Origin of the sequence: Streptomyces hawaiiensis, from assembly GCF_004803895.1 — a bacterium.
GTDB lineage: Bacteria > Actinomycetota > Actinomycetes > Streptomycetales > Streptomycetaceae > Streptomyces > Streptomyces hawaiiensis.
In genome coordinates this window covers 2,258,382-2,285,089 of record NZ_CP021978.1, presented here as the reverse complement: position 1 = coordinate 2,285,089, position 26,708 = coordinate 2,258,382, and the positions used below count along the sequence as shown (strand labels likewise).

Here is a 26,708-nt window from a genome sequence, read left to right as displayed (position 1 = left end):
GGGAGGGCCGAGAGGCCCGTTCCGGGCGCGGGCGCCGGCGTGCCGCTCCGGCTCAGGGCTCCGGCTCAGGGCTTCGGTTCAGGGCTTCGGTTCACCGAAGTCGGGGCCGGCACCAGGACCGGGGGCCGGGCCGGGGCCGCCCAGGCCGCGGAGGCGTTCCAGTTCACGGCGGTCGCGCTTCGTCGGGCGGCCCGCGCCGCGATCGCGGATGCCGGCGGGGGCGACGGCCTCGCGGGGCGGGGGAGGCGGGGAGTTGTCGACGTAGCACTGGGTGGCGACAGGGGCCCCGACCCGCTTGCGGATCAGCCGCGTGACGACGACGACCCGCTCGCGGCCCTCGTGCCGGAGACGTACTTCGTCACCGACGCGGACGCCGTGTGCGGGCTTCACACGCTCGCCGTTGACCCGCACGTGGCCGCCCCGGCAGGCGGTGGCTCCCATGGAACGGGTTTTGACGAGGCGTACGGCCCAGATCCAGCTGTCGACGCGGACGGTCGTACCGCCCTGCGGGCCCGCGGCCTCGGCCGCGGCGATCGCCGCGGCGACCTTCGGGTCCACGGGCTTGGTGTCGTCTCCCGCGGAGGTGCCGACCGGCTCGGGGGACTCGGGCGCCGTTGCGTCGGTCCCGTCCGCCCTGTCGTACTGCGCACCTTGAGAAGCCATGTCCCCGACCTTAGTCCTCCGCGTCGTGCTGCCGGGCGGAATATCGCCCCCCGAGGCAACTCTGCCAAACAAGTTTTGCAAAAACTCTTTTGCCGAGTGGGTCCGGCTGCCTAATCTCGCGGCATGGACAGTGACGAGCACAAGCGCGTACTCGATCCCGAGCACGACACCGCCGCCCTGAAGGCGCTCACCCACCCCCTGCGGATCCAACTGCTCGGGCTGCTGCGGCAGGACGGGCCCGCCACGGCGAGTGAGCTGGCAGCGCGGACGGGGGAGTCGTCGGCGTCGGCCAGCTATCACCTGCGGGTGCTGGCGAAGTACGCGTTCATCGCCGAGGCCGAGCACCGCGACGGCCGGGAGCGGCGCTGGCGGGCACTCCATACCCTCACGTCCTGGAGCAACGAGACGATGGAGTCCACCGCCGCGGGCCGGGCCTTCGTCAGCCTGGCGCGGCGGCGGCAGATCGAGCACCTGGAGAGATCCCTCGCCCGGCACGAGGCGGACATGGCCGCCGGACGGCTCGGCCAGGAGTGGGTGGAGGCGTCCGGGATCAGCGACCTCCTGCCCCGGCTGACGGCCGAGTCGCTCACCGAACTCCTCGACACCGTCGCCGGGAAGCTGGCGGAGCTGACCGCCCGGGACGCGGACGACCCACGCGCCGCACAGGTCGTGTTCCTCGCCGCCGGACTGCCGCTCGCCGCGCACGAACACGCCGACGTCGACGCCGAACACGCCGACATCGACCCCGAAGACCTCAAGGGTTCCCACCCCGAGAACCCCGACAGCGGAAACGCCCCGTGACGCGGCTCATGACCGAGCCGTCCGGGGAACGGACCGCTCGGCGCCGGTACGTCACCGTCTGTGCGCTCCTCTGGCTGCCGCCGGGTCTGGGCATGGCCACGATGGTCCTGCTGTTCAGCGAGCGCGGCATGTCCCTCGCCGCGGTCGCGGGGCTGTTCGCCGCGCACTCACTGACCGTGGCCGTGCTGGAGCTGCCCACGGGAGGGCTCTCCGACGTCCTCGGGCGCCGGCCGGTCCTGGCCGCGGCCGGCGCACTCAACGTGGTCGCCTTAGCGCTGGTCGGCCTCGGCACCACCGCCTGGCCGCTCACCGCCGGCATGGTGCTCATGGGTGCGGCCCGGGCCCTGGCAAGCGGTACCGCCGAGGCCTGGTACGTCGACACCGTCCAGGCGTGTTCCGGCCCGGACACCGAACTGCGCTCAGGCCTGGCCCGGGGCGGCTCCGCGACCTCCGCCGCGCTCGCGGCCGGCATGCTGCTCGGCGGTGCCCTGCCCTGGCTGCTCGGCCTGGGACCCGACCTGGGTGCCCGGCTGAGCGAGGCGACGGACGGGGCGGTGCTGCCCCTGTCCGTTCCCCTGTTGCTGGGAGCCGCGCTGAGAATCGCCTTCGTCGCCTACGTGCTGACCGCACTGCGGGAGCCCCCGCGACCGCCGGCGACCCTGCGTTCGGTGCTGCGCGGCGTCCCCGTCACGGTGCTGGACGGGCTGCGGCTGGGCGGACGGGACGCGATGGTCCGCAGGATCCTGCTCTGCGCCGCGGCCGCCGGAAGCGCCCTGGCGGCCATCGAACTGCTCGTACCGGGCCGTACCACCGCACTGACCGGCGCGACCGGCTCCGGAGCGATGGTCTACGCCGCACTGTCCTGCGCGGGCTTCGTCTGCTCCGGTGTCGGCAGCCACTTCGCGCCGCTCACCGCCCGGCTCGCGGGCAGCGGCGAACGAGCCGTGCTGGTCGCTCTCGCGGCCGGAGCGGGCGGCCTGCTGCTGCTCGGGGCCACCGCGTCCTCCGTCCACCCCGCGGCCACGACCCTCGCGGCCGTCGGCTTCGGACTGGTCTACCTCGGTCTCGGCGCGGCGGCCCCGAACGAGAACGAGCTGCTGCACCGCCGGGTCGCCGGCCCGGGCCGCGCCACCGCCCTGTCCGTCCAGTCCCTCGCCCAGCAACTGGTCGGCGCGCTCACCGGCCTGGCCGTCGGGGTGTTGCGCCCGGGCCCCCTGCCCTGGCTGCTGACGGGCGCCGTACTGCTGGCGGGGGCCCTGCTCTGGCTGCGCCGGAGCGACGCACGGGCCGTGCGCGTCACCGGCGTCTGAGCCCGGCGGAGAGCGGGCCCGGACAGGTCCGCGCGGATCTCGCCCCCGTGACGAGCGCGACCCCGCCTGCGCCTACGGTGGAGTGATGGATGCCAGCGGCCTTCCCCTCCTCGACCGGCGCATCGCCGACTGCCGGGCCTGCCCGCGGCTGGTCGCCTGGCGCGAGGAGGTGGCCGGTGCCAAGCGGGCGGCCTTCGCGGACTGGACGTACTGGGGCCGGCCGGTGTCGGGTTTCGGGCCGGCGGATGCCCGGCTGCTGATCGTGGGACTCGCCCCCGCCGCCCACGGCGGCAACCGCACCGGCCGGATGTTCACGGGCGACCGCTCCGGGGACGTCCTCTTCGAGGCGCTGTACGACGTCGGCCTCGCCTCCCAGCCCACCGCCGTGCACGCCCATGACGGTCTGGAGCTGTACGGCGTGCGCGTCACCTCGCCCGTGCACTGCGCCCCGCCCGCCAACAAGCCCACCCCGGAGGAGCGGGACACCTGCCGCCCCTGGCTCGTGCAGGAACTGCGGCTGCTGCGCCCGACGCTGCGGGCCGTGGTCGTACTCGGCGCCTTCGGGTGGCAGGCCGCGCTGCCGGCGTTCGCCGAGGCCGGCTGGCCCGTGCCCCGGCCGCGCCCCGCCTTCTCCCACGGCGCCCGGTTCCACCTCGACGGCCTGGAGCTCTTCGGCTGCTTCCACGTCAGCCAGCGCAACACCTTCACGGGCCGGCTCACCCCCACCATGCTGCGCGACGTCCTACGGACGGCCGGACGGGCGGCGGGACTGCCCACCGCCGACGGCTAGGCCGTGTCCGCGAAGTCCCGTCGTTCGCCCGTAGGGCAGGCGGGACTTCGCGGACACGGCCTCTAGGGAGCCTCCTCGCCGAACAGGTGGCGGACCGTGGAGCGGTAGTTGGTCCGCACGTGCGTCAGCGCGTGCGCGCGGGCCCGGTCCGGGTCGCCCGAGGCGATGGCCTCGTACAGCTCGCGGTGCTCCACGAGGAGCTGGGGCCACTCCTCGTTGCGCCGGGTCATCCAGCGCAGCCGGCCGGCCACCGGTTCCAGGGCCTCGGTCAGCAGGCTGTTGCCGGCCATCGCCACGATGCGGTCGTGCAGACGACTGTTGACGTCGGTGATCACCTCGGCGTCCGCGGCCTCGGTGGCGGCGGCCGCGCGGTCGATGAGCTCCCGGACCTCGGCCAGGTCCTCCGGTGTCGCGCGGGACGCGGCGAGTCCGGCGGCGTAGACCTCCAGGGCTTCTCGCAGTTCGAACAGTTCCTTGACGTCGGTCGGGGTGAGGCGGCGTACTACCGTGCGACGGGGTGTCTCGAAGTGGACGAAGCCCTCGGCCACCAGCGCCCGGATCGCCTCCCGGACCGGCACGCGCGAGACACCGAAACGCTCCGCCAGTTCGCGCTCGACCAGGCGGTCCCCGGGACGGAGGCTGCCCGCGATGATCTCCTGGCGCAGCTCGGCCGTGACGCGTTCGCGTACCGCTCCGAGAGGTTCGATCTTCGTCATGCAGCCCATCCTCGTCGACGCGAGGTGTCTTTTACGCGGCGTTAACGAGAGCGACATCGGTCGGAACGGTTGACGGGGGACCATGACGCAGTTTGGTATACCAAACACCTCGCAGGGTGGCCGTTCGCGGTCCTGCTGAGCAGTCCTCCGTCGTCCCCTTGCTCTGGAGGCCCCCGTGTCCCTCGCCGACCGTGCCGCGACCACCGGCACTCCAGCGTTCGTCCCAGACCCCCGGCTCACCAACGAAGACCTCGCGCCCGCCAAGAAGCGCAACTGGAAGGTCTTCGACCTCTTCGCCATGTGGATGTCCGACGTCCACAACCTCGGCAACTACACCTTCGCCGCCGGGCTGCTCTTCCTGGGCATGAACGTCTGGCAGATCTTCACGTCCCTGCTCGTCGGATTCGTGATCATCTACATCGGTATGAACTGGATGGGGAAGATCGGCCAGCGCCACGGCGTGCCCTTCCCGGTGGTCAGCCGGATCGCGTTCGGCATCTGGGGCGCCAACATCCCGGCGCTGATCAGGGCCGTGATCGCCATCATGTGGTACGGCATCCAGACCTACCTCGCCTCCGTCGCCGTCAACGTGATGCTGCTGGCGGCCTGGCCGGGCCTGGAGTCGTGGACGCACAACTCCTTCCTGGGCCTGGACGCGCTCGGCTGGGTCTCCTTCATCGCCCTGTGGCTGGTCCAGGCGGCGATCATCAGCCGGGGCATGGAATCGGTCCGCAAGTTCCAGGACTTCTGCGGCCCGGCGATCTGGCTCGTGATGATCGCACTGGCCGTGTGGATCCTCGCCAAGGCCGGCTGGACGATCTCGCTCACCTCGACGCCGCACCCGGTCTCCGTCGGCGAGCAGTGGCGCCAGTGGTTCGGCGCGATCGGCCTGGTCCTCGCCACGTACGGCACGCTGATGCTCAACTTCTGCGACTTCTCCCGCTTCGCCCCCGACTACAAGTCGGTCAGGCGCGGCAACTTCTGGGGCCTGCCCGTCAACTCCACGGCCTTCGTGATCGTGTCGGTCATCGTCACCGCGGGCGCCTTCGAGGTCTTCGGCAAGGAGATCACCGACCCGGCCTATCTCGTCGCCGAGATCGGCAACACCTGGGTGCTGGTGGTGGGCGCGCTGACCTTCGCCATCGCCACCATGGGCGTCAACATCGTCGCCAACTTCGTCTCACCGGCGTACGACCTGGCCAACGTGTGGCCGCAGAAGATCACCTTCAAGGTCGGCGGCATGATCAGCACGGTCGCCGCGTTGCTCGTCACCCCGTGGAACCTCTTCTCCAACCCGACCGTCGTGAACTACTTCCTCGGCGGCCTCGGCGCCTTCCTCGGCCCGCTGTTCGGCGTGATCATGGTCGACTACTACTGGGTCAAGCGCGGCCGCGTGAACGTGGACGAGCTGTTCGACGCCTCTCCCGGCGCCCGCTACCACTACCGCAGGGGCTTCAATCCCAAGGCGCTGTGGGCGTTCCTGCCGGCGGCCGGTGTCGCGGCGGTGCTCGCGCTGGTGAAGACCTTCAGCGACGTGGCCCCGTACTCCTGGTTCATCGGCACGGCGCTCGCCGCCGGTCTGTACGCGGCCCTGTGCCGTCCCGAGCGCGCCACCGCGGAGGTCTGAGAGACGTGCGGATCGTCGTCACCAACTGCAACACCACGCAGGAGATGACCGAGGAGATCGTGCGAGGTGCCCGGGCCGCCGCAGGCCCGGGCACCACCGTGACCGGACTGACCCCCACCTGGGGGCCCGAGTCCGCGGAGGGCTGGCTCGACAGCTACCTGTCCGCCGCGGCCGTCCTGGACACCCTGCGGACCTACGACGGACCGCCCTACGACGCCGTGGTCATGGCCGGATTCGGGGAGCACGGGCGGGAGGGCGTACGGGAGCTGGTGGGTGTGCCGGTCGTCGACATCACCGAGGCCGCGGCACACCTCGCCTGCCTGCTGGGCCGCCGCTACGGCGTCGTGACCACGCTGGAGCGCTCGTGCGGCCAGATCGAGGACAGCCTGGCGACGGCGGGCGTGGCGCGGAACTGCGCGGCGATCGTCGGAACGGGCCTGAACGTGCTCGACCTCGGCGACGACGAGCGGACCGAGGCGGCGTTCCTGGCCGCCGCCGAACGGGCCTGCGCGGCCGGGGCGGAGGTGCTCGTCCTGGGCTGCGCCGGCATGACGGGGCTGCAACGGGTCGTCGGGGAGAAGCTGGGCCTGCCGGTCGTGGACGGGGTCGGCGCGGCGGTCAAACTGGCGGAGTCGTTGGTGGCGCTGGGGCTGACGACGAGCCGGGTGGGGAGCTATGCCGAGCCGCTGCCGAAACGGAGGACGTGGGGGAGGCCCGCAGGGCGGTAGCTCAGGCCGGGCCGTCGAGGGTGACGTCGTCGCGGTGGGCCCCGTAGAACCCCGCCTGCAGGGCCATGACCTCCCGCATGGAGGTGCCGCGCGGGATGCCGTACACCGTGCCGGGGAAGTCCAGCGCCTCCTGGATCTGCCAGAGTTCGTGCGGGCCGACGAGCACCGCGTCACCGATCACGGCGGATGCGCGGACCGCCCCCGCACCAGCGCGTTCTCCATGACGACGACGTCGGAACCGACCCGTACCTCCCCGTCCTCCGCGGTGAGCACGGCCCCGTGCAGCACCCGGCTGCGCTCACCCAGGACGACGGCCCCGCACAGGACGGCCGTCGGCGCGACGTACGCGGACTCGGGAACGACGGGACGCAGCCCGCGGTGCTCGATCAACAGGGGACTCTCCTCAGGCGGACGACCCCTCGGGTACGACGGCTGTCGCCGTAATCTCCACCAGCTGTCCCGTGTACCCGAGACACGCCACGCCGATCAGCGTCGACGAGTGCGGGCCCGTACTGAGGCCGGACGCCTCGACCACACTCCAGACGGCGGACAGCACGGCCGGTTCACCGCTCACCACGTACACCTCGGTCGCCACGACATGCGCCAGGTCGCTCCCGACGGCGGCCAGTTGCTCCCGCAGATTGCCGATGACCTGCTCCGCCTGCCGCACCGGATCCCCGGGCCCGACGAGTGCGCCGTCGGGGCCCAGCGGTACGGACCCGGCGAGGAACGCCAGCCGCGTGCCGGCCTCGACCACGGACACGTGGGAGTAGGCGGGCGGCGGGAAGAGGCTCGGGACGGTGACGCGGCGGATCACGTGAGGGTCTCCGATCTGTGGGTGGCGACAGGACAACCCACCGATCATGGGCACCACGGCACGCGCACGCACCCGTATTTCGGTTTCCGGCGACCAGGCCGTCCCTCTACGCTTCCCCGGACCCCCCGCCTGCCCAGGAGCCCGCCGTGCCCACCCTCCCGGACCACGCCTTCCTCGCCACCACCGCCGACCGCCTCGCCGCCCTGCCCGCCGTCGAGGCCGTCGCCCTCGGCGGCTCACGGGCCCAGGGCACCGAACGGCCCGACAGCGACTGGGACCTGGCGGTCTACTACCGCGGCGGCTTCGACCCGGCCGATCTCCGCGCGGTCGGCTGGGAGGGCGAGGTCTGCGAGATCGGCGCCTGGGGCGGCGGCGTCTTCAACGGAGGCGCCTGGCTGACGATCGAGGGCAGGACGGTGGACGTCCACTACCGCGATCTGGCCGTCGTCGAACACGAGCTGGCCGAGGCGGAGCAGGGCCGCTTCCGCGTCGAACCCCTCATGTTCCACCTGGCGGGCATCCCGACCTACCTGCTCGTCGCCGAACTCGCCGTCAACAAGGTGCTGCGGGGCGACCTGCCGCGCCCGGGCGCCTATCCGCCGGCACTGCGCGCAAGCGCCCCGGCCCACTGGCACGGCATGGCCGCGGCCACCCTCGCCTACGCCAAGGCCGGCCACGCCCCGAAGGACGCCGTCACCCAGGTCGCCGGCGCGATCGCCCTCGCTACGACGCAGACGGCACACGCGGTGCTGGCGGCGCGCGGGGAGTGGGTCACCAACGACAAGGGGCTGGTGGCACGGGCGGGGTTGCGGGAGGTGGACGCGGTCGTACGCGATCTCACGGACGGCCCGGCCGCGCTCACCCAGGCCGTCACCGACACGGAGACGCTCCTCGAGCGGGCCGTGAGAGCCGTCACCGCCGGGTGAACTGCGCGCGGGCCGGCTGGACGGTGTCCGGGCGGATTGCGATGCCGTCGAGGGTGAGCTGTTCGCCGTAGATGTCGGTGAGCCTGAGCGAGCCGCCGCAGCCGGTGCCGTCGGGGGAGAGGAAGTAGTTGTACTCGGTGCGGGTCAACCGGCTCCAGCCGCTGCCGGTCCTGACCTCCAGCCGGGCCAGCGGGTTGCGGTGGCCGAGCGCCTGGATGCCGCACCAGTGGCGGCTGGAGCCGGTCTTATAGCGGATCGAGACCGTCTCGGACGTGCCCGGGCTCAGCAGGCTCCACGTGATCGGTATCCGGCCCGCGGAGAGTCCGGCGAGCTTCGCGAAGGCCTCCTTGCTCAGGTCGAGCTGGCCGGGGGCGCAGGGCAGCGGGCACTCGTTGGTGATCCGGACGGTGACAGTGGCGCCGCTCGCGGCGCGGACCAGGACGTACGCCCCGCACGCCCGGGACGTCTCGTAGTCGGCGTGGTTCATCGCCGCGACCATGAGGTCGGGGCTCGGACCGTACAGGCAGGCGCCGTCACCGTCCTTTGCGTCGTAGTGGGTGGCGACGCCGTTGTAGGTGGTTCCGGGCTTGATCCGTCCTGCCAGGGGCGCGGCGCCGGACGCCGGGCGCGGCGCGGACGACCGGGTGGGCGTGGGCGAGGGCCGCGCCGGCGTGGTGGCCGGGGTGGGCGTCGCAGTCGGGGAGGCGGAGGGCTGCGGTGCCGGTGTGGGCTTGCGGGTCGTCGGCGTGGCGCTCGGCCGGGTGCTGGTGGCCGCCCCGGCCGCCGTCCGTACCGTGTCCGGTTCGCCGCCGGGGCGCAGGGCGATCACGAGGGACACGAGGAGTCCCACGGCTGCCACGGCGACGGCCCAGAAGAGGGCCGTGCGCCGCTTGCGGAGGGGACGGCGGTGGGATGCGGATGCCACGGATGAGTCCTTCGAGTCCTTGCGTGGTTCAGGAGAACGCGCGCTCACGACTCACAGTGGCCGCCGGGCCCGGAAAGGTTGCCGGGGCCGGTTCTTGATCACGTACCTGCCGGTTCTTGATTACGTACATAAAGAACGCCGCTTTCGACCCGTCCGACACGTTCCGGAAACCTAACCTCCAGGAACCCCGCCTACCGTGGGCAGCCACACCCCGCCCCGGCCGCCGTCGCCCGAAGGCTCACCCCTGCCCTCGTCGAGACGACAGGAGCCCCGTGTCCCGCCGCATCGCCCCGCATCTTCCGCCCTGGCTCGCGCACGCCCTGCGTGCTCAGCGGGGGCCCGTGCCCTGGAGCGCGGTGACGCGAGGGGCCCTGTCCGCCGGGCCCCTGCTGCTCGTGGCCGTGCAGACCGGTCTCACCTCCCTCGGCGTCGTCGCCGCCGTCGCCGCCATGCTCGCCGGGATCAACGACCGGCCCGGGAGCCGGCGCGTCTCGGTCAAGCGCATCGGAGTGCCCGCCCTGGGCGGTGCGCTGGGGCTCGTCGTCGGGACGTACACCGGGCAGGAGACCGGGGCGGTGGTGCTGACCGTGGTGCTCACGGCCGTCGGGCTGGTCGCCGGGGGGATGAGCGCCGTCGGGCCCGTCGCGTCCGCCGTCGGGACGCAGCTGCTCGTCGGCGCGGCGATCGGCGCCGGGATGCCCCTGCCGGAGCCGGGATGGGAACGGGCGCTCGCCTATCTCGCCGGGGCGGGGTGGCTGCTCGTGCTGCGGCTCGCCCTGCCCACGCCCGGCTCCCTCGCCGGTGACTTCCGGTTCGACGGGGAGCGCGAGGCCGTGGCCGGTGTGTACGAGGCCGTCGCCGAACTGCTCGACGCCGTCGGCGGGCCGGACGCCATCCGCCGCCGGGCCGCCCTGACCGCCGCCCTCGACCACGCCCAGGACGCCCTCGCCGGACCCCGCCTGCGGAGGTACGCCGCCTCCTCCACCGAGCGGCGGCTGCACGCGCAGTACGCCGCGGCCCTGCCCCTCGCCGAGGCCGCCACCGCCCTAGCCTGGGCCGAGGAGACCGTCGCCGAGCGGGCCTCCGCAGGCCCCCGGCGGCTGGCCGCCGCCGTACGCGGCAACTCCCACACCGGGCCGCTGCCCGCACCGTCCCGTTCGGCGCCCGCCCTGCGTGCCCTGGACGACGCCCTCCTGCAGGCCGCCGAGGTGTTCGACCAGGGCGGGGGCGGCGATCTGCACACCCGGCCCCGCAGCGCCGGGGACCGGCTGCGGGCCGCCTTCGGCAGTGCCGGACGCGAGTACGGGCTCCGCGTCGCCCTCTGCTTCGGGGCAAGCTCGGCGGTCGCCCAGGCCCTGCACCGGTCGCAGTGGTACGGGCAGCACGAGCACTGGTACTGGCTGCCCGCCACCGCCGTGTTCCTGGTCAAGCCCGACCTGGGGCCGCTGGCCTCGCGCGTGCTGAACCGGGCCGCCGGAACCGTCTTCGGGGCGCTGCTCTTCGCGGCGCTCGCAGCCGTCCTGCCCCGCCCGGAAGGGCTCATCGCGCTCGTCGCCCTCAGCGGAGCGCTCATACCCGTCGCCACCCGGCACTTCGCGGCCCAGACCGCCGTCGCCACCGTCCTGGTCCTCGCGCTCGTCATGGTCGGCGGCGAGCCCCAGGCCTCCGCCGGACGGATCGGCGAGACGCTGCTGGCCTGCGCGATCGTGCTGATCGTCGGGCACCTGCCGATGCCCGGCCAGCGCGGCGGGGGAGTGCGCGCCCGGCTCACGGCGGCGAGCGAGGCCGCGTACGCCTACCTCACGCACGTGCTCGCCGAGGCCGAAGCGCCGCGCATCGGGACCTCGGGCACTCCGTCCGACCACCGCGCCACCCGCTGGACCCTGCGCCGCGAGGCCTACCGCACCCTGGCCGAGGCCCGCTCGGCCATCTCCCTCTCCGCGCACGAACTGCCCGCCCTGGCTCGGCACACGGAGGGCGCGGACGAGGTGGCCCACCTCCTCGAACGCCTCGTCGACACCACGACCGCCTGCGCCGTGCACCTCGACGACACGGGTCGGATCGGCCCTCGCCACAGGGAACGCCTCGCATCCGTCCTCACCGAACTCGCCGGGCGCGGAGAGCGGATGGGACTACGGCCGCCTGGGACACCCCTCGCCGGATAGCGCGTCCGGCACTGTCGCCGGGTCGCCGTCTCGCGTCGGCATCGCCGCCGGGTCGCCGCCTCCGCGCCCCTGATCCCAGCAGGCCCCGGGCACCGGCCGCGTGCTCAGCCGCCGATCCGTACCCACACCGGAGCGTGGTCCGACCCGGGCTCGCCGCGGCGCTCCGCCGGATCCGGGCCGACCGACGGCAGGCCGGGCGGGCCCTCGCCGGGCAGGCCCGTGCCCGCCGCCGTCGCCCGGTGCACCAGCCGGTGGCTCAGCAGCACGTGGTCGATCAGCTCGCGCCGCCCGGAGTTCACCCGGGACCAGCGCTGCCCGGGCGGGATGAGCGGGGCCACGTCCCACAGCCGCGTCGCGTCGCCCCCGTCGGCCCGGTCGTAGCCCGGTGTGCCGATCTCCGAGCCGGGCGGGCCGAGCAGGATCTGCGTGGTCGCCGCCCGCACCTCGTCGTTCAGGTCACCCAGCACGGCGACGTCCCGCGCCCGCCCGTCACCGGCCAGCAACTCGTCCGCGAGTGCGCGCAGCGCCGTCGCCTCGGCGGCCCGCCGGTACAGGGCATAGGCGCCGTAACGGGCCCGTTCGCCCTCGTCGCGCGGCTGGAACCGGCCGTTCGGATACGACAGCAGCTTCGACTTCAGGTGGCAGACGGCCACCCGCAGCGGCCCGTCCCCGGCCTCCACGGCCAGCAGGCCCCGCCCCGCCCGCGTCACCGTCAGCCCCGAGTCGTCCGCCTGCACGGGGTGCAGCTTCGCCGGGAACGCCGTTGTGTCCGCCACGACCGTCAGGGGCATACGGCTCAGGAACCCGACCCGTATGCCCCGGCTGTCCGCGTGCTCTGACAGGGCGACATGCCAGTCCTCGTCGAGCATCCCGGCCAGGTCCTTCAGTGCCTCGGGGTCTCCGACCTCCTGCACGCCGAGCAGGGTCGGATCGAGTTCCGTGATCACGGCGGCGAGCGCGGCGAGCTTCGCCTCGTAGGCGCCCTCGTCCTTCGGGCCGTACGGGCCGCCGGGCCGGTAGAGGTTCTCCAGATTCCAGGTGCCGAGGAGCATGCCGGGCTCCTTTCAGAAGCCGACAGACGGGGTGGTGGGGCCAGGGTGCGCGCCCGGCCCGCCCCGCGACAGAGCCGTGACGGGATGCGCGGTTCGGCTCATGCCGCCCTACGACGCCGTCGTACGTTGGCGTGATGACGCCTTCTGCCGCGGACAGTCCCGCCGACCTCATCATCAGCGCATGTACCGTCCTCGTGCACGACGATCAAGAGCGGATCGGGTTCGCGCAGGACGCCGCGATCGTCGTACGGAACGGCGTCGTCGAGGCGGTCACGACCACCGCCGAGGCCGCGCACCTGTCCGCCGCCGAGCGGATCGACGCCCCCGGCCAGGTCGCCCTGCCCGGCCTGATCAACTGTCACACCCACGCGCCGATGGTCTCGCTGCGCGGCCTCGCCGAGGACCTCCCCACCGAGGAGTGGTTCAACGACGTCGTCTGGCCGGTCGAGTCCAACCTCACGGCGCGGGACGTCGAGTTGGGCGCGCGGCTCGCCTGCGCCGAGATGATCCGCGCGGGCGTCACCTGCTTCGCCGACCACTACTTCGCCATGGACGCGGTGGCCCGCGTGGTCGCGGACTGCGGCATGCGGGCGCTGCTGGGCGAGGCGTTCTTCTCCTCGCAGGGCCCCGAAGGCCGGGAGCGGTCACTGGAGTTCGCGCTGCGGCACCGAGGAGCGGCAGGCGGCCGGATCACCACCGCGCTCGCGCCCCACGCCCCCTACACGGTCGACGACACCGACCTCGCCGCCACCGGCGAGCTCGCCCGCACACACGGCCTGCCCGTGCACCTGCACGCCGCCGAGAACCGCGACCAGACCGAGGCCAGTCTGGCCCGCCACGGCGCGACCCCGATCGAGGTCCTGGAACGCACCGGCATCCTCCACACGGACCTGCTCCTCGCCCACGGCACCGGCATCGTCGACAGTGACCTTCCCCTGCTGGAGCGGGCGGACGGTCGTAAGGCCGTCGCCACCGCGCCCCGCGGCTACCTCAAGTTCGCCTGGCCCGACACCACACCCGTCCGCGCCCTGCGCGACATCGGCGTCGACGTCGGACTCGCCACCGACGGCGCCGCCTCCAACAACTCCCTCGACGTGTGGGAGTCCATGGCCCTCACCGCGCTGGTCCAGAAGTCGGCCGAGGGCGACCCCCGCCGGCTCACCTCCCGCCAGGCCCTGCACCACGCCACCCTGCAGAGCGCCCGTGCCGTGGGCCTCGGGGACAGCGCCGGCAGCATCGCCCCCGGCCGGCGGGCCGACATCGTCCTGGTCGACCTCAGCGGGCCGCACACCCAGCCCGTCCACGACCTCGCCGCCACCCTCGTGCACAGCGCACGCTCCGCCGACGTCCGCACCACGATCGTCGACGGGCGGATCCTGATGCGTGACCGGGAACTGCTGACGATCGACGTCCCGGCGGTGGTACGGGAGCTGGAAGAGCGGCTGCCCGCGCTCGTCGACCGCAGCCACGGCCGGCGCGTCCAGCGGTACGACACCTGACGGCACGCGAAGACGTTCCAGCCGGCAGGAGGGAGTGGGAGGAGCCCAGGGGCGCGCGTGGGCCTTTGGGGCGCCTGCGGGAAGTGAGCGCATCCGGTATCACGACGAGTGCGGCGACAGATACGTAAAGTGAGCACATGCGCCAAGAGGCTGAGAGGTTGGTCACACTAGGCGGTGAACACGTGTCAACTACGTCTCAGTACCGTCACTTCGCGAGCCGTTCACCCCATGGTTGGCGTTTAACTCTACGAGTACAGCGCTACATGGAGGTGCAGGGTGAACGGGCGAACGGTGCTCGAGCGCTTTCCCGCCGGTGGGCCGCGTGGCTCCTGGCCTGCGGAGGAGTTCGCGCAGGCGCGGCGCAGCGAGGGCCTGCCTGCCGAGGTTGTGATGGACCTCGCCACGGACATGTTCCTGGTGATCGTGCGCAGCGGGGACGTGGCCGACGCCACGGCCTGACGTGTGCCCTCAGCCCGCCTTCGGCGACGGCACCTTCCTGACCGGCGCGGGTGCCGAGGCGAACTGCTCCGCCTGGAGCGCGTACAGCTCGGCGTAGAGCCCACCGGTCGCCAGCAGCTCCTCCGGTGTCCCGGACTCCACGAGCCGGCCCTGGTCCAGGACGTGCACCAGATCCGCGTGCCGTACGGACGCCAGCCGGTGCGTGATCAGTACGACCGTCTGGCCGCTGCCGGCCAGGGCGCGGATCCGCTCGAAGACCTCCAGCTCGGCCCGGGCGTCCAGGGCCGCCGTCGGCTCGTCCACGATCAGGATGCGGCCCCCGCGATAGGCCGCCCGGGCGATGCCCAGCCGCTGCCACTGGCCGCCCGACAGTTCGTGCCCGCCGCTGAAGTCGCGGGCGAGCAGGGTGTCCAGCCCGCGCGGCAGGTCCGCGACCACCGTCTCCGCCCCGGCCTCGGCGACCGACGCGGCCAGCCGGTCCTCGCACACCGGCGCCGAGGTGCGCCCCAGGGCGATGTTCACCCGGGCCGTGAACGGCCACCGCTTGAAGTCCTGCGCCACCATCGCGATCCGCTCGGCCAGCCGGTGCCGGTCCGCGGTCGCCGCGTCCACGCCGTCCCACAGGATCCGCCCACGCTCCGGCTTGTAGAGCCCGGCGAGCAGCTTGACCAGGGTCGTCTTGCCGGAGCCGTTCTCGCCGACCAGAGCGATGATCCGGCCCAGCGGCAGGTCGAGCGTCACGTCGTCGAGAGCGGGGCTGGCCGAGTCGCCCGGGTAGCGGAACGTGACGTTCTCGAAGCGGATCTCGCGCGGATCCTCCGGCAGCGGAGCGCCGCCCGCAGGGATCGCCCACTGGTCCGCCTCGGTGTACAGCCGCTGCAGGTCGCCCACGAAGAGCGCCTCCTCGTGCAGCGCGTTGACCTCCACCACGAGCGTGTCGAGGCTCTGCGAGCCGGTCCGGATCGCGATCACGGCCGTACCCGCCACCGACAGCGCCATCGCCCCCGCCAGCAGCAGCCCGCCCAGCGTCGCGTACGTCGCCACCGTCGCCAGGCCCGTGAACGCCGCCGCGATCAGGCCCGTGCGCGCGGCGAGCTCCGCCAGGCGGGCCTGCTCGGCCTCGGCCGTCTCCGACATCGCGCGAAAGTGCCGCAGCAGGAAGGAGCCCACCCCGTGCACCCGGATCTCGGGGGCCGCCTCGGGCTCGATCAGCAGGTTGCCGAGCAGCCGGCCCGCGCGGACGTGCTGCACCCAGGCGTGGAAGGACTCGTAGCGCCGCCGGGCGACGGTCAGCGCGCTCCAGGCGCTCGGCAGGGTCATCGTGACCAGCAACGGCAGCAGGGCCGGGTGCAGCACGGTCAGCACGCCCGCCGCCGCGACCAGCGAGATCATCGCGTTGATCACGCGCGTGCCGTAGGAGATCATCCGGCGCGCGGAGGCGGCGCCGTACTGCGCGGTGTCCAGCAGCTTGTGGAAGGCGTGGTCCTCGATCGCGGCCAGCTCCACGGCCGCGGCCCGCTCCAGGTACCGCTCGGTCGCCACCCGCTCGACCTTGGGCTCCAGCCGGCCCGTGGCGTAGGTGCTCGCGGCCCGCAACAGGGCCGCGAGGAACATCACGACGGCCACCGTGACCAGAGCGGGGACGGCTCCGCGCAGCCGGTCGTCGATCGGGCCGCCGCCCATCAGCCCGGCCAGCACACTGTTCACCGCGAGCAGGCTCACCGCCTGCGCCACGCCCCGGCCCGCCTCGGCGGCCAGCACGATCCGCGCTGCGGCCCGGTCGGCCTGCCGGGCGAGCCTGAGGCTGGACGCGAGCAGGGACGGCAGCCGGGTGATCATGGCGCGGAAGTTCAGCTCCAGGAACGCGTCGGCGTGCTGGCTCCAGCCCATGTCGTAGCGCAGCGGCCCGCCGAAGAGCAGCCGCTCCGACTCGGACACCTCCGGCGCGGTCCGCTTCTTCCCCACCGTCGACCGCCTCCCCGCCTCGTGCCCCGCCCATGAGCGGCCCACTATCGCGGGGCGGACCTCATCCCGGGCAGGGCGCAGCCCGGGGCGCCGGATGCGCGCGGGCGCACGACCTGGCCGGGAGGAAGTGCGGGGCGGCGCGGGGCCGCGCCGGGGGAGCGGACGGAGTGCGGCACCCGGGTCGGCGGTGGTCAGGCCGGCGGGCGGGCGTCGGTCGTGCGCGGGGCGGCCGTGCGGGGCTGCTGCGCAGGCGTTGTGCTGCGGGCCGGGCCTGCGGAGGTGGAGACCGGGCGTCCGACGGGCCGTCCGCGTGGGGGTTTGTCGTGCGGCTGGGTGGCGATCGGGCGGACGGGGGCCGGTCCGTGTGCGGGTTCGTCGTACAGGGTCGCCTCGGGGTCGCCTGCGAGAAGATCGGGCGGGCGGAGGCCGGGTCGCGCGAGGCCGGGCGCTCGGGGCTGCCGTGCGAAAGACGGTCGTGCGAGGGGCGGTCGCGGGCCCGGGTCTACGCGCTGACCGGGCGGGACCAGGACGGGGCCGTTCCCGTCACGCGGCACAGTGCCAGGTAGAGGGGGATCGGCGGGGTGTACGGAAGCGTGCCGTCCGGGCGGTGGACCAGGTCGGGGATCTCCGGCAGATCCGGGACGAGCGCGCCGGTGACGTACCGCGCCGGGGCGGGCCACTCCAGGGCGTGGTCGGAGTCGGACGGCACCAGCCAATACCAGTGCGTCTCGTCGGCGTAGACGCAGCCCACGCGGGGCAGCCGCGGCATGACCAGCGGGCCGACGTGGGCGGGGACGGCGATCGCGTCGCAGCCGAGCGGGGCGGTCATGCCGTCGGGCACGGGCAGCCGCAGGGCCGGGCCGGGCGTCCGCAGCCCGCGCCGGACGCGCACCAGTGTGTCCAGGTTCAGCACGCGGCCTCCCTGCACCGGGCTCATGCGTGCCCCCGATCTCGGCGACGCTCCTGAGGGGGAACCTCCGGGGCGCCCCGCGTGTGGCGTGCCTGACGGGTTTCGTCCCCGTCGTCCGGGGCGTCGGACGGGCCGCGCTTGGGGCGGGCGCCCCAGCCCAGGTCCCCCTGGGGCTCGACCGGATCGTGCGGGGTGGTGTCCGCCGTGCGCGGCAGCTCGGCCCAGACCAGCAGTCCGGGGCCGTTCTCATGGGCGCCCCAGGAATGGCAGAGAGCGTCGACGAGAAGCAGTCCCCTCCCGTGCTCCTCCTCGGGCCGTGTCCGGCTGGCGGCGTGGGGCTGACCCGGGGCGCAGCCCTCGTCGCGCACGGCTATCCGCACCAGGTCGTCACTGTCGTGCAGCTCGCACACTATGTGGGTGCTCGCCGTGTGCACGATGGCGTTGGTGACCAGCTCGGACACCACCAGGGCCGCGCTGTCGCAGGTGTCCGCGCACACCGACCAGCCGGTCAGCCGGGCTCGCGTCAGGCGTCTGGCCTGGGCGGGAGAACCCGGATGTGCGGCCAGCTCGAAACGGAACCGGCGCTCGGCAGCGGTCCCGAGGGAGACCTCTCCCGTGGCGGCGCCCAGCCCGAGAGGGCCTGCGGCGGCATCTGTTCCTAAGGGCGCGGACGGAATCACGCTTGCCACTATCGCCCCGCCGTGAACACTTGGCAAGTGTCACTCTGAAAATTGCAGAGTGCTGTGTGACGGTCTGGAAGGCCGTGGCACACTGCTCGCAACAGCACCCCGCGCGGCGCCAGTTGAGATCGTCGAAGATGCGTTCGGAACGTTTGTTCGGATCGGCTTTTCGAAAAGGTCTTCGCATGGCGCCGCCGGGCTGTCAGCGTTTTCTGTGACCGGCTCGTCACAACTCTTCGTGGAGGTGGAGCGTGAGTGAACCGCGGTCCGCGCCGACGGTCGGTCAGGTCGTTCTCGGCCGACGTCTGTTGGACCTGAGGGAACGCGCCGGGATGAAGCGCGAGGAGGCCGCGCGCATCCTCCGTGTCGCCCCCGCCACGGTCCGCCGTATGGAGATGGCCGAGGTCGCCCTCAAAATCCCGTACCTGCAACTGCTCCTCAAGGCCTACGGAATCCCCGACGACGAGGCCGAAGCCTTCGTCGAACTGGCCGAGGACGCCAACAGGCCCGGCTGGTGGCAGCGTTTCCACGACATCCTGCCCGGCTGGTTCTCGATGTACGTGAGCCTGGAGGGCGCCGCCGACGTCATCCGCAGTTACGAGCCCCATTTCGTCCCTGGGCTGCTGCAGACCGAGGACTACGCGCGCGGCGTGCTCCGGTCGGGAGCCATCGGCCAGACCCGGCCCGAGGACATCGAGGGCCACGTCGCCCTGCGCATGCAGCGCCAGGACCTGCTCACCCGCGAGGACGCGCCCCGGCTGTGGGTCGTGATGGACGAGACCGCGCTGCGGCGTCCGGCCGGCGGGCCGGAGGTGATGCGTGACCAGATCGACAAACTGCTCGACGCCACGAAGCTCCCCAACGTGACGCTGCAGATCGCCCCGTTCGCCAATGGGCCGCACCCGGGCACGTACGGGCCGTTCGTGCTGTTCCGATTCGCCATGCCCGAACTGCCGGACATGGTCTACAGCGAGTACCTGACCGGCGCGGTCTATCTCGACGCGCGCACCGAGGTGGCGACCCACCTCGAGGTCATGGACCGCATGGCGGCGCAGGCCGCTACGGCACATCGCACGAAGGAGATCCTCCGGGATCTCCGCAAGGAGCTGTGAATGGATCGCATCAAGCCGCGCAAACACGTCTACAACGGCATGCCCGCGCGCGACTTGGGCAGCGAAGGCTGGCACAAGCCGTGGAGCGGCGGAAACGGAGGCAACTGCCTGGAGGCGATGAAACTCGCCGACGGCCGTATCGCCGTCCGGCAGTCCACCGACCCGGACGGTCCGGCGCTGATCTACACCACCGACGAGATGACGGCCTTCATCGAGGGAGCGAAGGCGGGGCAGGCGGACTTCCTGCTGTCCTGACGTGATTGCCGTCGCCGTCGCTCGACCCATCCAGCCGACATTGCATCGCTGGTGCTGAATTGACCACCCTCTGTGCCTTACGGAGTGCCTCATGACCGGGCAGGACCCCACGTCGGCCGTCCAGATCGACACCACCAGACCCCATCCCGCACGGATGTACGACTGGTACCTCGGCGGCAAGGACAACTACCCGGTCGACGAGGAGATGGGCCGTCAGATGCTCACCCTCGACCTGCGGGTGCCGGTGATGGCGCGGGTCAACCGCGCGTTCATGCACCGGGCCACGCGCTGGCTGGCCCGCAGCGGCGTAAGGCAGTTCCTGGACGTCGGCACCGGCATCCCGACCGAGCCCAACCTCCACCAGGTCGCCCAGGAGACCGCGCCCGGCGCCCGGGTCGTCTACTGCGACAACGACCCCATCGTCCTGGCCCACGCGGCGGCCCTGCTGCGCGGCACGGACGAGGGTGCGACCGAGTACCTCCAGGCCGACGTGCGCGACCCGGACGCCATCCTGGAGGGGGCGAGGAAGGTCCTGGACTTCACCCGGCCCGTCGCGCTGTCGCTCGTCGCGCTGCTGCACTTCGTCTCCGACGAGGACGGCGCCCACGACCTGGTCCGGCGGCTGCTCGCCGAACTGCCCTCCGGCAGCTACCTGGTGATGACCCACGCGACCGCCGACTTCACCCCGGAGGAGTCGAAGGCGGCGACCGAGAAGCTGCGCGCCGCGGGTGTCACCCTGGCCCTGCGCTCCCGCGAGGAGTTCACCCGCTTCTTCGACGGCCTCGACCTCGTCGAACCCGGCGTCGAGGTGCCCCACCGCTGGCACCCCGAGCTGGGCGAGCCCGTGCCCGGGCAGGACGACGGGGTGATTCCGGGATACGGGGCCGTGGGGCGCAAAACCTAGGCCGCCGCGGGGGCTTCCCAGGGTTCCGCTTCGGGCCGGTCACGGTGGCGGCAGTGCACCGCACAGCGCCTCCAGGGCCGGCCCGTAGGCGTGCTCGGAGGGGGTCGCGTACCCGACGACGAGCCCGTCGCCCACCGGCATGTCCGTCTCCGGGTGCCGGAACGCGGCGAGGCCGTCGAGGGCGATGCCCTGCCAGGCGGCGGCCTTGACCGCGGACGCCTCGGTGCCGGGCGGCAGCCGCAGCACCGCGTGCAGCCCGGCCGCGATGCCGGTGGCCTCGATGTGCGGCGCGTGCTCGGCGAGCGCCGCGACGAGCCGGTCCCGGCGGCCGCGGTACCGCAGCCGCATCCGCCGCACGTGCCGGTCGTACGATCCCGAGGCGATGAAGTCCGCCAGGCTCAGCTGGTCGAGGACGCTCGCCCACGCCTCGCGCTCGCCCTTGGCGGCCAGGGCGGCGTCGACGTACCGCTCCGGGAGCACCATCCAGCCCAGCCGCACCGCCGGCGACAGGCTCTTGCTGACCGAGCCGATGTGGATCACGCGCTCGGGGTCGAGCCCCTGGACGGCGCCGACCGGCTTGCGGTCGTAGCGGAACTCCCCGTCGTAGTCGTCCTCCAGGACCAGCCCGTCACGCGCGCGTGCCCAGTCGATCACGGCTGCCCGGCGCGCGGGATGCAGGAGGCCGCCGGTCGGGAACTGGTGCGCCGGCGTGAGCAGCACGGCCCGCTCGCGCCCCAGCCGGTCGATCCGCGCGCCGTCTTCGTCGAGGGGCAGCGGAACGGTCCGCACCCCGGCCGTGGCCAGGACCTCCCGGTGGAACCCGAGCCCGTACGCCTCCACCGCCAGCGGCCCGCGCAGGACGCCGCCGCCGAACAGCAGCCGCAGCGCGTGGGCGAAGCCGGAGCAGATCACGATCCGGCCCGGCTCGGTCCGCACGCCACGCGCGCGTGCCAGGTACTCCGTGAGCGCCTCCCGCAGTTCGGCCCGGCCGGCGGGGTCGCCCGGCCCGAACACCTCGTTGGGTGCCTGTTGCAGGGCCCGTCGGTAGGACGCCAGCCAGGCGGTGCGCGGGAACGCCGAGGCGTCCGGCGTGCCCTGCGTCAGGTCGTGCCGGGGGCCACGCGCGCGTGGCGGCGCCTTCTTGGGCAGGCGAGCGGCGGGCCGCAGCGGTTCGGCACGCTCCGCGACCCGCGTCCCCGAGCCCTGCCGGGCGGTGAGCCAGCCCTCCGCGACGAGCTCCGCGTACGCGTCCGCCACCGTGTTGCGGGCGACGCCGAGGTCCGCCGCGAGCGAGCGGTACGGCGGCAGCCGCGTGCCCGGAGCGAGCCGCCCGCTGCGCACGGCCTCGCGCAGGGCCCGGATCAGAGCCGCCCGCCGGCCGCCCGGCCCGGTCAGCTCCAGATGCAGATCGGACCCGATGCGCTCCGCTGAATTGACCCACGATGACCCCATGAAAGTGCACCATACAGCGGGTCTTTCCGGCACGTAGGTTGAAGGGCATGACGACGGACACGAACACGAACAGCACCCCTGTGGCGGCGACCCGGCTGGACTTCGGCACGTCCGCCCCGAAGGCCTTCCGGGCCCTCATCGCCCTCGACGCCGCCGCCCGCGAGGGCATCGACCCGGCCCTCGTCGAACTGATCCAGATCCGCTCCTCGCACCTCAACCACTGCGCGTACTGCCTTCACATGCACACGGACGACGCCCGCAAGGCCGGCGAGAGCGAGGACCGGCTGCACATGGTCGCCGTGTGGCGCGAGGCCCGCCACTTCTTCACCGAGCGGGAGCAGGCGGTTCTCGCCCTCACGGACGCGATGACCCTCGTCGCCGACGCCGGTGTCCCGGACGACGTCTACGCGCAGGCCGCCGCTCGGTTCGACGAGCGGGAACTGGCCCGGATTCTCGCTCTGATCTGCACGATCAACACGTGGAACCGGGTGGCGCTGTCGACGGGGAAGGTGGCGGGGACGGACGAGCGGTGATCGTCCCCGGACGGGGCGGCGGCCTACGCCATCATGGGCCGGTCGTACGGCCCGATCGGCGCCGGCAGCCTCGAACTGCCCGTCAGATGACGGTCGACGGCCGCCGCCACCGCCCGCCCCTCGGCGATCGCCCACACGATGAGCGACTGTCCCCGGGCCGCGTCCCCCGCGGCGAACACCCCTGGCACGTTCGTCGCGAAAGCGGAATCCCGCGCGATCGTCCCGCGCGGTTCCATCTCCAGCCCCAGCTGATCGACGAGCCCGTCCCCCCGGTCGGGCCCGGAGAAACCGAGGGCGAGCAGCACGAGGTCGGCGGGGAGCGTCCGCCCGGTGCCGTCCACCGGCCGGCGCCGCGCGTCCACCTCGACCAGGTGCAGCGACCGCACATGCCCCTGCGCGTCACCGTCGAAGCGCAGCGTGGACGCCGCGAACAGCCGCGCATCCGCGTCGGCGACCGGGGCGGTCCGCAGGTCACGGGCCTCTTCATGGGCGGCGGACAGCCGGTAGACCCGCATCGGGTACGTCGGCCAGGGTTCGGTGTCCTCGTCGCGCTCGGTGTCCGGCAGCGCGTAGATGTCCAGCTGGGTCACGGACGCGGCACCCTCCCGGACGGCCGTCCCGAGGCAGTCCGCGCCGGTGTCGCCACCGCCGACGATGACGACGTGCTTCCCGGCGGCCGACAGCGGGGACGTCTCCAGATCCCCCTCGCACACCCGGTTGGCCGGCGGCAGGTACGCCATCGCCTGGTGAATGCCTGCCAGCTCCCGCCCCGGAACCTGGAGTTCACGCCATGCGGTCGCCCCGGTGGCGAGCACCAGGGCGTCGTAGCGGCTCCGCAGCTCGTCGGCCCCGATGTCCCGCCCGACCGCCGTCGACGTCCGGAACTTCGTCCCCTCGGCCCGCATCTGCTCCAGCCGCCGCTCCAGATGGCGCTTCTCCATCTTGAACGCGGGAATGCCGTACCGCATCAGACCGCCGAGCCGGTCGTCCCTCTCGTACACGGCGACCGTGTGCCCGGCTCGCGTCAGCTGCTGGGCCGCGGCCAGCCCGGTCGGACCCGAACCGATCACCGCGACCGTCTTGCCGGACAACCGCTCCGGCGGCCTCGGCGGCGCGAACCCCTCCTCCCAGGCCCGGTCGGCGATCGCGCACTCGACGTTCTTGATGGTGACGGCCGGCTGGTTGATCGCCAGCACGCACCCCGCCTCGCACGGCGCCGGGCACAACCGTCCGGTGAACTCCGGGAAGTTGTTCGTGGCGTGCAGCCGGTCGGCAGCCGCCCGCCAGTCCTCCCTGGACACCAGGTCGTTCCACTCGGGGATCAGGTTGCCCAGCGGGCAGGCCTCGTGGCAGAAGGGGACGCCGCAGTCCATGCAGCGGTCGGCCTGCTTGCTGATGATCGGCAGCAGCGCCCCGGGGACGTAGACCTCGTCCCAGTCCCGCGCCCGTTCCTCGACCGGCCTGCGCGGCCAGTCCTGGCGGGGCGTGGTCATGAAACCCTTGGGATCGGCCATGGCCGTCTTCCTCGCGTGCGCGTGTGACAGGCCGCGCGTCGGCGGGCGGCCCTCTTCTCACTCCTCGTGCGGCACTCCTTTCGTCACGATACGTCCGCCTCCCGGCCGGTGCCTGTCGCCGCGTGCGTGGACGTCAGGTGAGCGGCCGGCTCGGGTGTCAGGTGAGCGCCAGCACGTACGCCAGCGCCGCCCCGGCCGAGGCGGCCGTGCGGACGTGGTTCCACAGCGTCCACTCGCGTACGTACGCCGGCCAGTACGCCGCCGCCTGCGGTGTGCCCGGCTCCAGCTTGGCCAGCGCGTCGTTGCGCGGCACGTTCGCGACCATGGTCGGCCCGAACGAGCCGAACAGGTACAGCGCGCTGCCCACCAGCAGCTCCACCGTCCCCTCGTCCGGCCACAGCACGAACGTCACCACGGCGATCACCGCGCACAGCACGGCCGATCCCAGGAACACGATCATGAAGGGCAGGGTCACCGCCGCCACGTTGATCGCGTTCATCGCGGCGACGCCCTGCGCGGGCGGCAGCATGCCGAGGCCGCGCATCACGAAGGTGGAGAACCCGCAGAACACCCCGGCCACCAGGCCGGTCCCGAGCACCCCCAGCACCGTCAGCACGAAGTACGGTCCGTCGATCATGTCCCTCTCCCGCCCGTCGAGCCGGGATCCTGCCCGGCGCCCTTTCGCACCACAAGTGAATTCCCGTACGGGCACAGTGACCATGGCCGAGGGCCGCAGGGCCATAAGCAGACGTCCACGTCCACCGAACGGCCGTGTCAGCCCGGCTCACCGATACCGCCACGTCACCCCGCGGAACCGAGCCCCGCCTCGGTCCAGCCCCTCAGCACCGTCGCCACCGCCGGCGCGATCCGCCGCCGCGCCTCGTGTCTGGGCACGCCGCTCATGAGCAGCCGGTCGTACGGCGTGTCCAGATGCCGTACGGACGCCACGACCGCCGAGGTCACCGCACCCTCGGTCAGCGCACGCCCCGCCGCGCTGCGGCCCACCCGCCCGCTGCCCCGCTCCGAGGCGTGCAGGGCGATGGCCCGCGCCCGGTCGGCCGGGCACCCGGGAAACAGCCGGAGTATCTCCGCCGCGAAGGCCTGGGCGAACAGGGCGTCCTGAGCCGCCCGCCGCCGCGCGTCCCGCACCCGCCGCCGCCGTCGTGCCTCGGCGTCCGCGAGACACCGCTGCTCGGCCCGCGCGAGCGCCGCCTCCTCGACCAGAACGCCCTGCCGCTCGTAGCGGCCCTTGCGCCGGTTGAACCGCACGACCACCGCCGACAGCGTGCTCTCCTCCCGCGCTCTGCGCGTCAGCGCGGTGTCGCCGCTCGGCAGGAACACCAGATGCCCGAGGTCGGCGCAGTCGAGGCAGCGCGGGGCGCCGTCCTCGAGGACGAGCAGCGGAAGCGGCCCTTGCCGGCACTCGGCGCAGTACCGCCGCTTGAGGGGCTGGAAGACGAGAAGTCCGGTGAGGGGCGGAAGCGTCGCGCGGGGGACCATAGGTGGTTCATTCCCCCTGACGGCAGCGCGAACTACGCACGCCATGACAGACCCTGGCGATCCGGTCGCCGCTCCTTCCGGACGTCCGCGGGCGGGGCGGCTCCTGCCCCGGCCTGACGCATCATGGGCCGTGTGCGACTCGAAGCGATCACCTGGGAACGGCTCGGCGACCTGCTCGCCGAGCGCCTGCTCGACCTGAAGCCCGCCGACGGCTCTCCCTGGCTTCGCATCGCCCTCGACGGCGCCCCGGCCGCCCGCCCGGGAGACCTCGCCCACCGCGTCGGTGAGGCACTGCGCATACGCGGTCGATCCTCGCTCGTCGTGGGCACGGAGGGCTTTCTGCGCCCCGCCTCCGTACGGCTCGAGTACGGCCACCAGGACGTCGAGGCCTACTACAGCGGCTGGTACGACACCGGCGCTCTGTGGCGCGAGGTGTTCGGCCCGCTCGAAGCCGACGGCGACGGCCGCGTCCTGCCCGATCTGTGGGACCCGGCCGCCGACCGCGCCACCCGCAGCCCCTACGCCGAGCTCCCGCCCGGCGGCGTGCTGTTGCTGCACGGACCCTTCCTCCTTCGGCACTGGTTCCCCTTCGATCTGAGCGTCCACGTCCTCCTCTCCCCGGGCGCCCTGCGCCGCCGCACACCCGAGGCCGAGCACTGGACCCTCCCGGCCTTCGAGCGCTACGAGCACGAGACGGACCCGGTGGACACGGCCGACGTCCTGGTGCGGGCCGACGACCCCCGCCATCCCGCGTGGAGCGGCTGAGCAAGCCGCCGGGGTTCGGCGGCGGGCGGGTGGTCCTGCACCGAGCCGTGATGGCGTCCTGCACCGAGCCGTGATGGCGGCCTGCGGCGAGCCGTGGTCGCGGGTCCCGTGTGCGGGCATCCGGGGGCGCGGCGAGAATGAAGGGCGTCGGGACTCGCGGTGCGTCCCGCGCCGCGCCGGCCGTCCGGCACCGGGAGGTACCCCATGACCACCGCCGGAGACATCATGCACCGCGGTGCCCAGTGGATCCCCGCCCACGAAACCCTCGACCGCGCCGCCCAGCTCATGCGCGAGCTGAACGTCGGCGCCCTGCCCATCAGCGACGAGAACGAGCGGCTCTGCGGCATCCTCACCGACCGCGACATCGTCGTCGGCTGCGTCGCCATGGGCCACGACCCCGCCAGGATCACCGCGGGCGAGATGGCCAAGGGCACGCCCCGCTGGATCGACGCGGACGCCGACGTCGGCGAGGTGCTCCGCGAGATGCGGGAGCACCAGATCCGCCGGCTGCCCGTGATCCGGGACAAGCGCCTGGTCGGCATGATCAGCGAAGCCGACCTGGCCCGGCATCTCGCGCAGGACCAGATCGCTTCGTGGGCGGAGAGCGTCTACGCCACGACCGCCATGCGCTGACCTCGCC

Annotated in this window: 29 protein-coding genes; 15 read left to right on the top strand and 14 right to left on the bottom strand. The window is 73.1% G+C overall.

What is annotated here, in order from left to right:
* Positions 1-78 precede the first annotated feature (78 nt).
* Positions 79-663 (bottom strand): RNA-binding S4 domain-containing protein, encoded by a 585-nt coding sequence (locus CEB94_RS10570; protein WP_175431946.1) that lies wholly within the window; start codon positions 661-663, stop codon positions 79-81.
* A gap of 123 nt (positions 664-786) precedes the next feature.
* Between CEB94_RS10570 and CEB94_RS10565 the strand changes: the two genes are divergently transcribed.
* The 3 genes from CEB94_RS10565 to CEB94_RS10555 all read left to right on the top strand — a co-directional run bounded on the left by CEB94_RS10565 (position 787) and on the right by CEB94_RS10555 (position 3,564).
* Positions 787-1,464, top strand: coding sequence for a winged helix-turn-helix domain-containing protein (locus CEB94_RS10565; RefSeq protein WP_175431945.1), 678 nt, complete (start codon positions 787-789; stop codon positions 1,462-1,464).
* An 8-nt stretch (positions 1,465-1,472) separates the two neighbouring features.
* The gene (locus tag CEB94_RS10560; protein ID WP_175436959.1) at positions 1,473-2,774 is read left to right on the top strand and encodes an MFS transporter; all 1,302 of its coding nucleotides are present in this window, start codon (positions 1,473-1,475) and stop codon (positions 2,772-2,774) included.
* Positions 2,775-2,859: 85 nt separating this feature from the next.
* Complete coding sequence (locus CEB94_RS10555) at positions 2,860-3,564, top strand: uracil-DNA glycosylase (protein ID WP_175431944.1); 705 nt, start codon at positions 2,860-2,862, stop codon at positions 3,562-3,564.
* Positions 3,565-3,626: 62 nt separating this feature from the next.
* Here CEB94_RS10555 and CEB94_RS10550 read toward each other — a convergent pair whose 3' ends face one another.
* The gene (locus CEB94_RS10550) at positions 3,627-4,280 is read right to left on the bottom strand and encodes a GntR family transcriptional regulator (RefSeq protein WP_246111766.1); all 654 of its coding nucleotides are present in this window, start codon (positions 4,278-4,280) and stop codon (positions 3,627-3,629) included.
* A 175-nt stretch (positions 4,281-4,455) separates the two neighbouring features.
* Here CEB94_RS10550 and CEB94_RS10545 point away from each other — a divergent pair, with 175 nt between their 5' ends.
* Entirely contained in the window at positions 4,456-5,907 is a 1,452-nt protein-coding gene (locus tag CEB94_RS10545) for an NCS1 family nucleobase:cation symporter-1 (protein ID WP_175431942.1), read from the top strand.
* A gap of 5 nt (positions 5,908-5,912) precedes the next feature.
* Positions 5,913-6,635 carry an aspartate/glutamate racemase family protein gene (locus CEB94_RS10540; protein WP_175431941.1) on the top strand — a complete coding sequence of 241 codons (723 nt, stop codon included), beginning with the start codon at positions 5,913-5,915 and terminating at the stop codon, positions 6,633-6,635.
* A 1-nt stretch (position 6,636) separates the two neighbouring features.
* Here the strand turns inward: CEB94_RS10540 and CEB94_RS40795 are convergent, their stop codons facing one another.
* From CEB94_RS40795 to CEB94_RS10530, 3 genes are read right to left on the bottom strand one after another with little or no spacing between them, the layout of a single operon-like run.
* A complete protein-coding gene (locus tag CEB94_RS40795) occupies positions 6,637-6,816 on the bottom strand; it encodes a hypothetical protein (RefSeq protein ID WP_246111765.1) in 180 nt (59 codons plus the stop codon).
* The gene (locus tag CEB94_RS40790) at positions 6,813-7,025 is read right to left on the bottom strand and encodes a hypothetical protein (protein ID WP_246111764.1); all 213 of its coding nucleotides are present in this window, start codon (positions 7,023-7,025) and stop codon (positions 6,813-6,815) included. The genes CEB94_RS40795 and CEB94_RS40790 overlap by 4 nt, the downstream gene beginning before the upstream one ends.
* A 13-nt stretch (positions 7,026-7,038) precedes the next feature.
* Positions 7,039-7,452 (bottom strand): RidA family protein, encoded by a 414-nt coding sequence (locus tag CEB94_RS10530; protein ID WP_175431940.1) that lies wholly within the window; start codon positions 7,450-7,452, stop codon positions 7,039-7,041.
* A 146-nt stretch (positions 7,453-7,598) separates the two neighbouring features.
* On the opposite strand from CEB94_RS10530, the gene CEB94_RS10525 reads away from it, so the two are divergent.
* Entirely contained in the window at positions 7,599-8,378 is a 780-nt protein-coding gene (locus CEB94_RS10525) for a nucleotidyltransferase domain-containing protein (RefSeq protein WP_175431939.1), read from the top strand.
* On the opposite strand, the gene CEB94_RS10520 is transcribed toward CEB94_RS10525, so the two are convergent.
* Positions 8,365-9,303: an expansin EXLX1 family cellulose-binding protein gene (locus CEB94_RS10520; RefSeq protein ID WP_175431938.1), complete on the bottom strand. Its 939-nt coding sequence runs from the start codon at positions 9,301-9,303 to the stop codon at positions 8,365-8,367. The two genes, CEB94_RS10525 and CEB94_RS10520, sit on opposite strands and share 14 nt — an antisense overlap.
* 272 nt (positions 9,304-9,575) lie before the next feature.
* Between CEB94_RS10520 and CEB94_RS10515 the strand changes: the two genes are divergently transcribed.
* A complete protein-coding gene (locus CEB94_RS10515) occupies positions 9,576-11,468 on the top strand; it encodes an FUSC family protein (RefSeq protein WP_175431937.1) in 1,893 nt (630 codons plus the stop codon).
* Positions 11,469-11,572: 104 nt separating this feature from the next.
* Here the strand turns inward: CEB94_RS10515 and CEB94_RS10510 are convergent, their stop codons facing one another.
* Positions 11,573-12,520, bottom strand: coding sequence for an endonuclease/exonuclease/phosphatase family protein (locus tag CEB94_RS10510; RefSeq protein ID WP_175431936.1), 948 nt, complete (start codon positions 12,518-12,520; stop codon positions 11,573-11,575).
* Positions 12,521-12,654: 134 nt separating this feature from the next.
* Here CEB94_RS10510 and CEB94_RS10505 point away from each other — a divergent pair, with 134 nt between their 5' ends.
* Both CEB94_RS10505 and CEB94_RS10500 read left to right on the top strand, forming a co-directional pair.
* The gene (locus tag CEB94_RS10505) at positions 12,655-14,019 is read left to right on the top strand and encodes an amidohydrolase (RefSeq protein WP_175431935.1); all 1,365 of its coding nucleotides are present in this window, start codon (positions 12,655-12,657) and stop codon (positions 14,017-14,019) included.
* Between the two features lie 276 nt (positions 14,020-14,295).
* A complete protein-coding gene (locus tag CEB94_RS10500) occupies positions 14,296-14,478 on the top strand; it encodes a hypothetical protein (RefSeq protein ID WP_010039591.1) in 183 nt (60 codons plus the stop codon).
* A gap of 9 nt (positions 14,479-14,487) precedes the next feature.
* Here the strand turns inward: CEB94_RS10500 and CEB94_RS10495 are convergent, their stop codons facing one another.
* The 3 genes from CEB94_RS10495 to CEB94_RS10485 form a co-directional block, all read right to left on the bottom strand.
* Positions 14,488-16,443, bottom strand: a complete 1,956-nt coding sequence (locus CEB94_RS10495) for an ABC transporter ATP-binding protein (RefSeq protein ID WP_175431934.1) — start codon at positions 16,441-16,443, stop codon at positions 14,488-14,490.
* 502 nt (positions 16,444-16,945) lie between these two features.
* Positions 16,946-17,380, bottom strand: a complete 435-nt coding sequence (locus CEB94_RS10490) for a hypothetical protein (RefSeq protein ID WP_175431933.1) — start codon at positions 17,378-17,380, stop codon at positions 16,946-16,948.
* Positions 17,377-18,042: an ATP-binding protein gene (locus CEB94_RS10485; RefSeq protein WP_175431932.1), complete on the bottom strand. Its 666-nt coding sequence runs from the start codon at positions 18,040-18,042 to the stop codon at positions 17,377-17,379. The genes CEB94_RS10490 and CEB94_RS10485 overlap by 4 nt, the downstream gene beginning before the upstream one ends.
* A gap of 242 nt (positions 18,043-18,284) precedes the next feature.
* Between CEB94_RS10485 and CEB94_RS10480 the strand changes: the two genes are divergently transcribed.
* The 3 genes from CEB94_RS10480 (at position 18,285) to CEB94_RS10470 (ending at position 20,304) form a co-directional block, all read left to right on the top strand.
* Positions 18,285-19,145 carry a helix-turn-helix domain-containing protein gene (locus CEB94_RS10480; protein ID WP_175431931.1) on the top strand — a complete coding sequence of 287 codons (861 nt, stop codon included), beginning with the start codon at positions 18,285-18,287 and terminating at the stop codon, positions 19,143-19,145.
* Complete coding sequence (locus tag CEB94_RS10475; RefSeq protein ID WP_175431930.1) at positions 19,146-19,400, top strand: DUF397 domain-containing protein; 255 nt, start codon at positions 19,146-19,148, stop codon at positions 19,398-19,400.
* 91 nt (positions 19,401-19,491) lie between these two features.
* Positions 19,492-20,304: an SAM-dependent methyltransferase gene (locus CEB94_RS10470; protein ID WP_175431929.1), complete on the top strand. Its 813-nt coding sequence runs from the start codon at positions 19,492-19,494 to the stop codon at positions 20,302-20,304.
* A 39-nt stretch (positions 20,305-20,343) separates the two neighbouring features.
* Here CEB94_RS10470 and pdxR read toward each other — a convergent pair whose 3' ends face one another.
* Complete coding sequence (gene pdxR, locus CEB94_RS10465) at positions 20,344-21,756, bottom strand: MocR-like pyridoxine biosynthesis transcription factor PdxR (protein ID WP_175431928.1); 1,413 nt, start codon at positions 21,754-21,756, stop codon at positions 20,344-20,346.
* Between the two features lie 47 nt (positions 21,757-21,803).
* Between pdxR and CEB94_RS10460 the strand changes: the two genes are divergently transcribed.
* On the top strand, positions 21,804-22,289 hold the full coding sequence (locus CEB94_RS10460; RefSeq protein WP_175431927.1) for a carboxymuconolactone decarboxylase family protein: 486 nt from the start codon (positions 21,804-21,806) through the stop codon (positions 22,287-22,289).
* Positions 22,290-22,312: 23 nt separating this feature from the next.
* Here the strand turns inward: CEB94_RS10460 and CEB94_RS10455 are convergent, their stop codons facing one another.
* The 3 genes from CEB94_RS10455 to CEB94_RS10445 all read right to left on the bottom strand — a co-directional run bounded on the left by CEB94_RS10455 (position 22,313) and on the right by CEB94_RS10445 (position 25,303).
* Positions 22,313-23,803 carry a glutamate synthase subunit beta gene (locus CEB94_RS10455; RefSeq protein ID WP_175431926.1) on the bottom strand — a complete coding sequence of 497 codons (1,491 nt, stop codon included), beginning with the start codon at positions 23,801-23,803 and terminating at the stop codon, positions 22,313-22,315.
* Between the two features lie 157 nt (positions 23,804-23,960).
* Positions 23,961-24,440 (bottom strand): anthrone oxygenase family protein, encoded by a 480-nt coding sequence (locus CEB94_RS10450; protein WP_175431925.1) that lies wholly within the window; start codon positions 24,438-24,440, stop codon positions 23,961-23,963.
* Positions 24,441-24,604: 164 nt separating this feature from the next.
* The gene (locus CEB94_RS10445) at positions 24,605-25,303 is read right to left on the bottom strand and encodes a DUF2293 domain-containing protein (RefSeq protein WP_175431924.1); all 699 of its coding nucleotides are present in this window, start codon (positions 25,301-25,303) and stop codon (positions 24,605-24,607) included.
* A gap of 132 nt (positions 25,304-25,435) precedes the next feature.
* Between CEB94_RS10445 and CEB94_RS10440 the strand changes: the two genes are divergently transcribed.
* On the top strand, positions 25,436-26,068 hold the full coding sequence (locus CEB94_RS10440; RefSeq protein ID WP_175431923.1) for a nucleoside/nucleotide kinase family protein: 633 nt from the start codon (positions 25,436-25,438) through the stop codon (positions 26,066-26,068).
* A gap of 204 nt (positions 26,069-26,272) precedes the next feature.
* Complete coding sequence (locus CEB94_RS10435; RefSeq protein WP_175431922.1) at positions 26,273-26,701, top strand: CBS domain-containing protein; 429 nt, start codon at positions 26,273-26,275, stop codon at positions 26,699-26,701.
* The last annotated feature ends 7 nt before the right edge of the window (positions 26,702-26,708 follow it).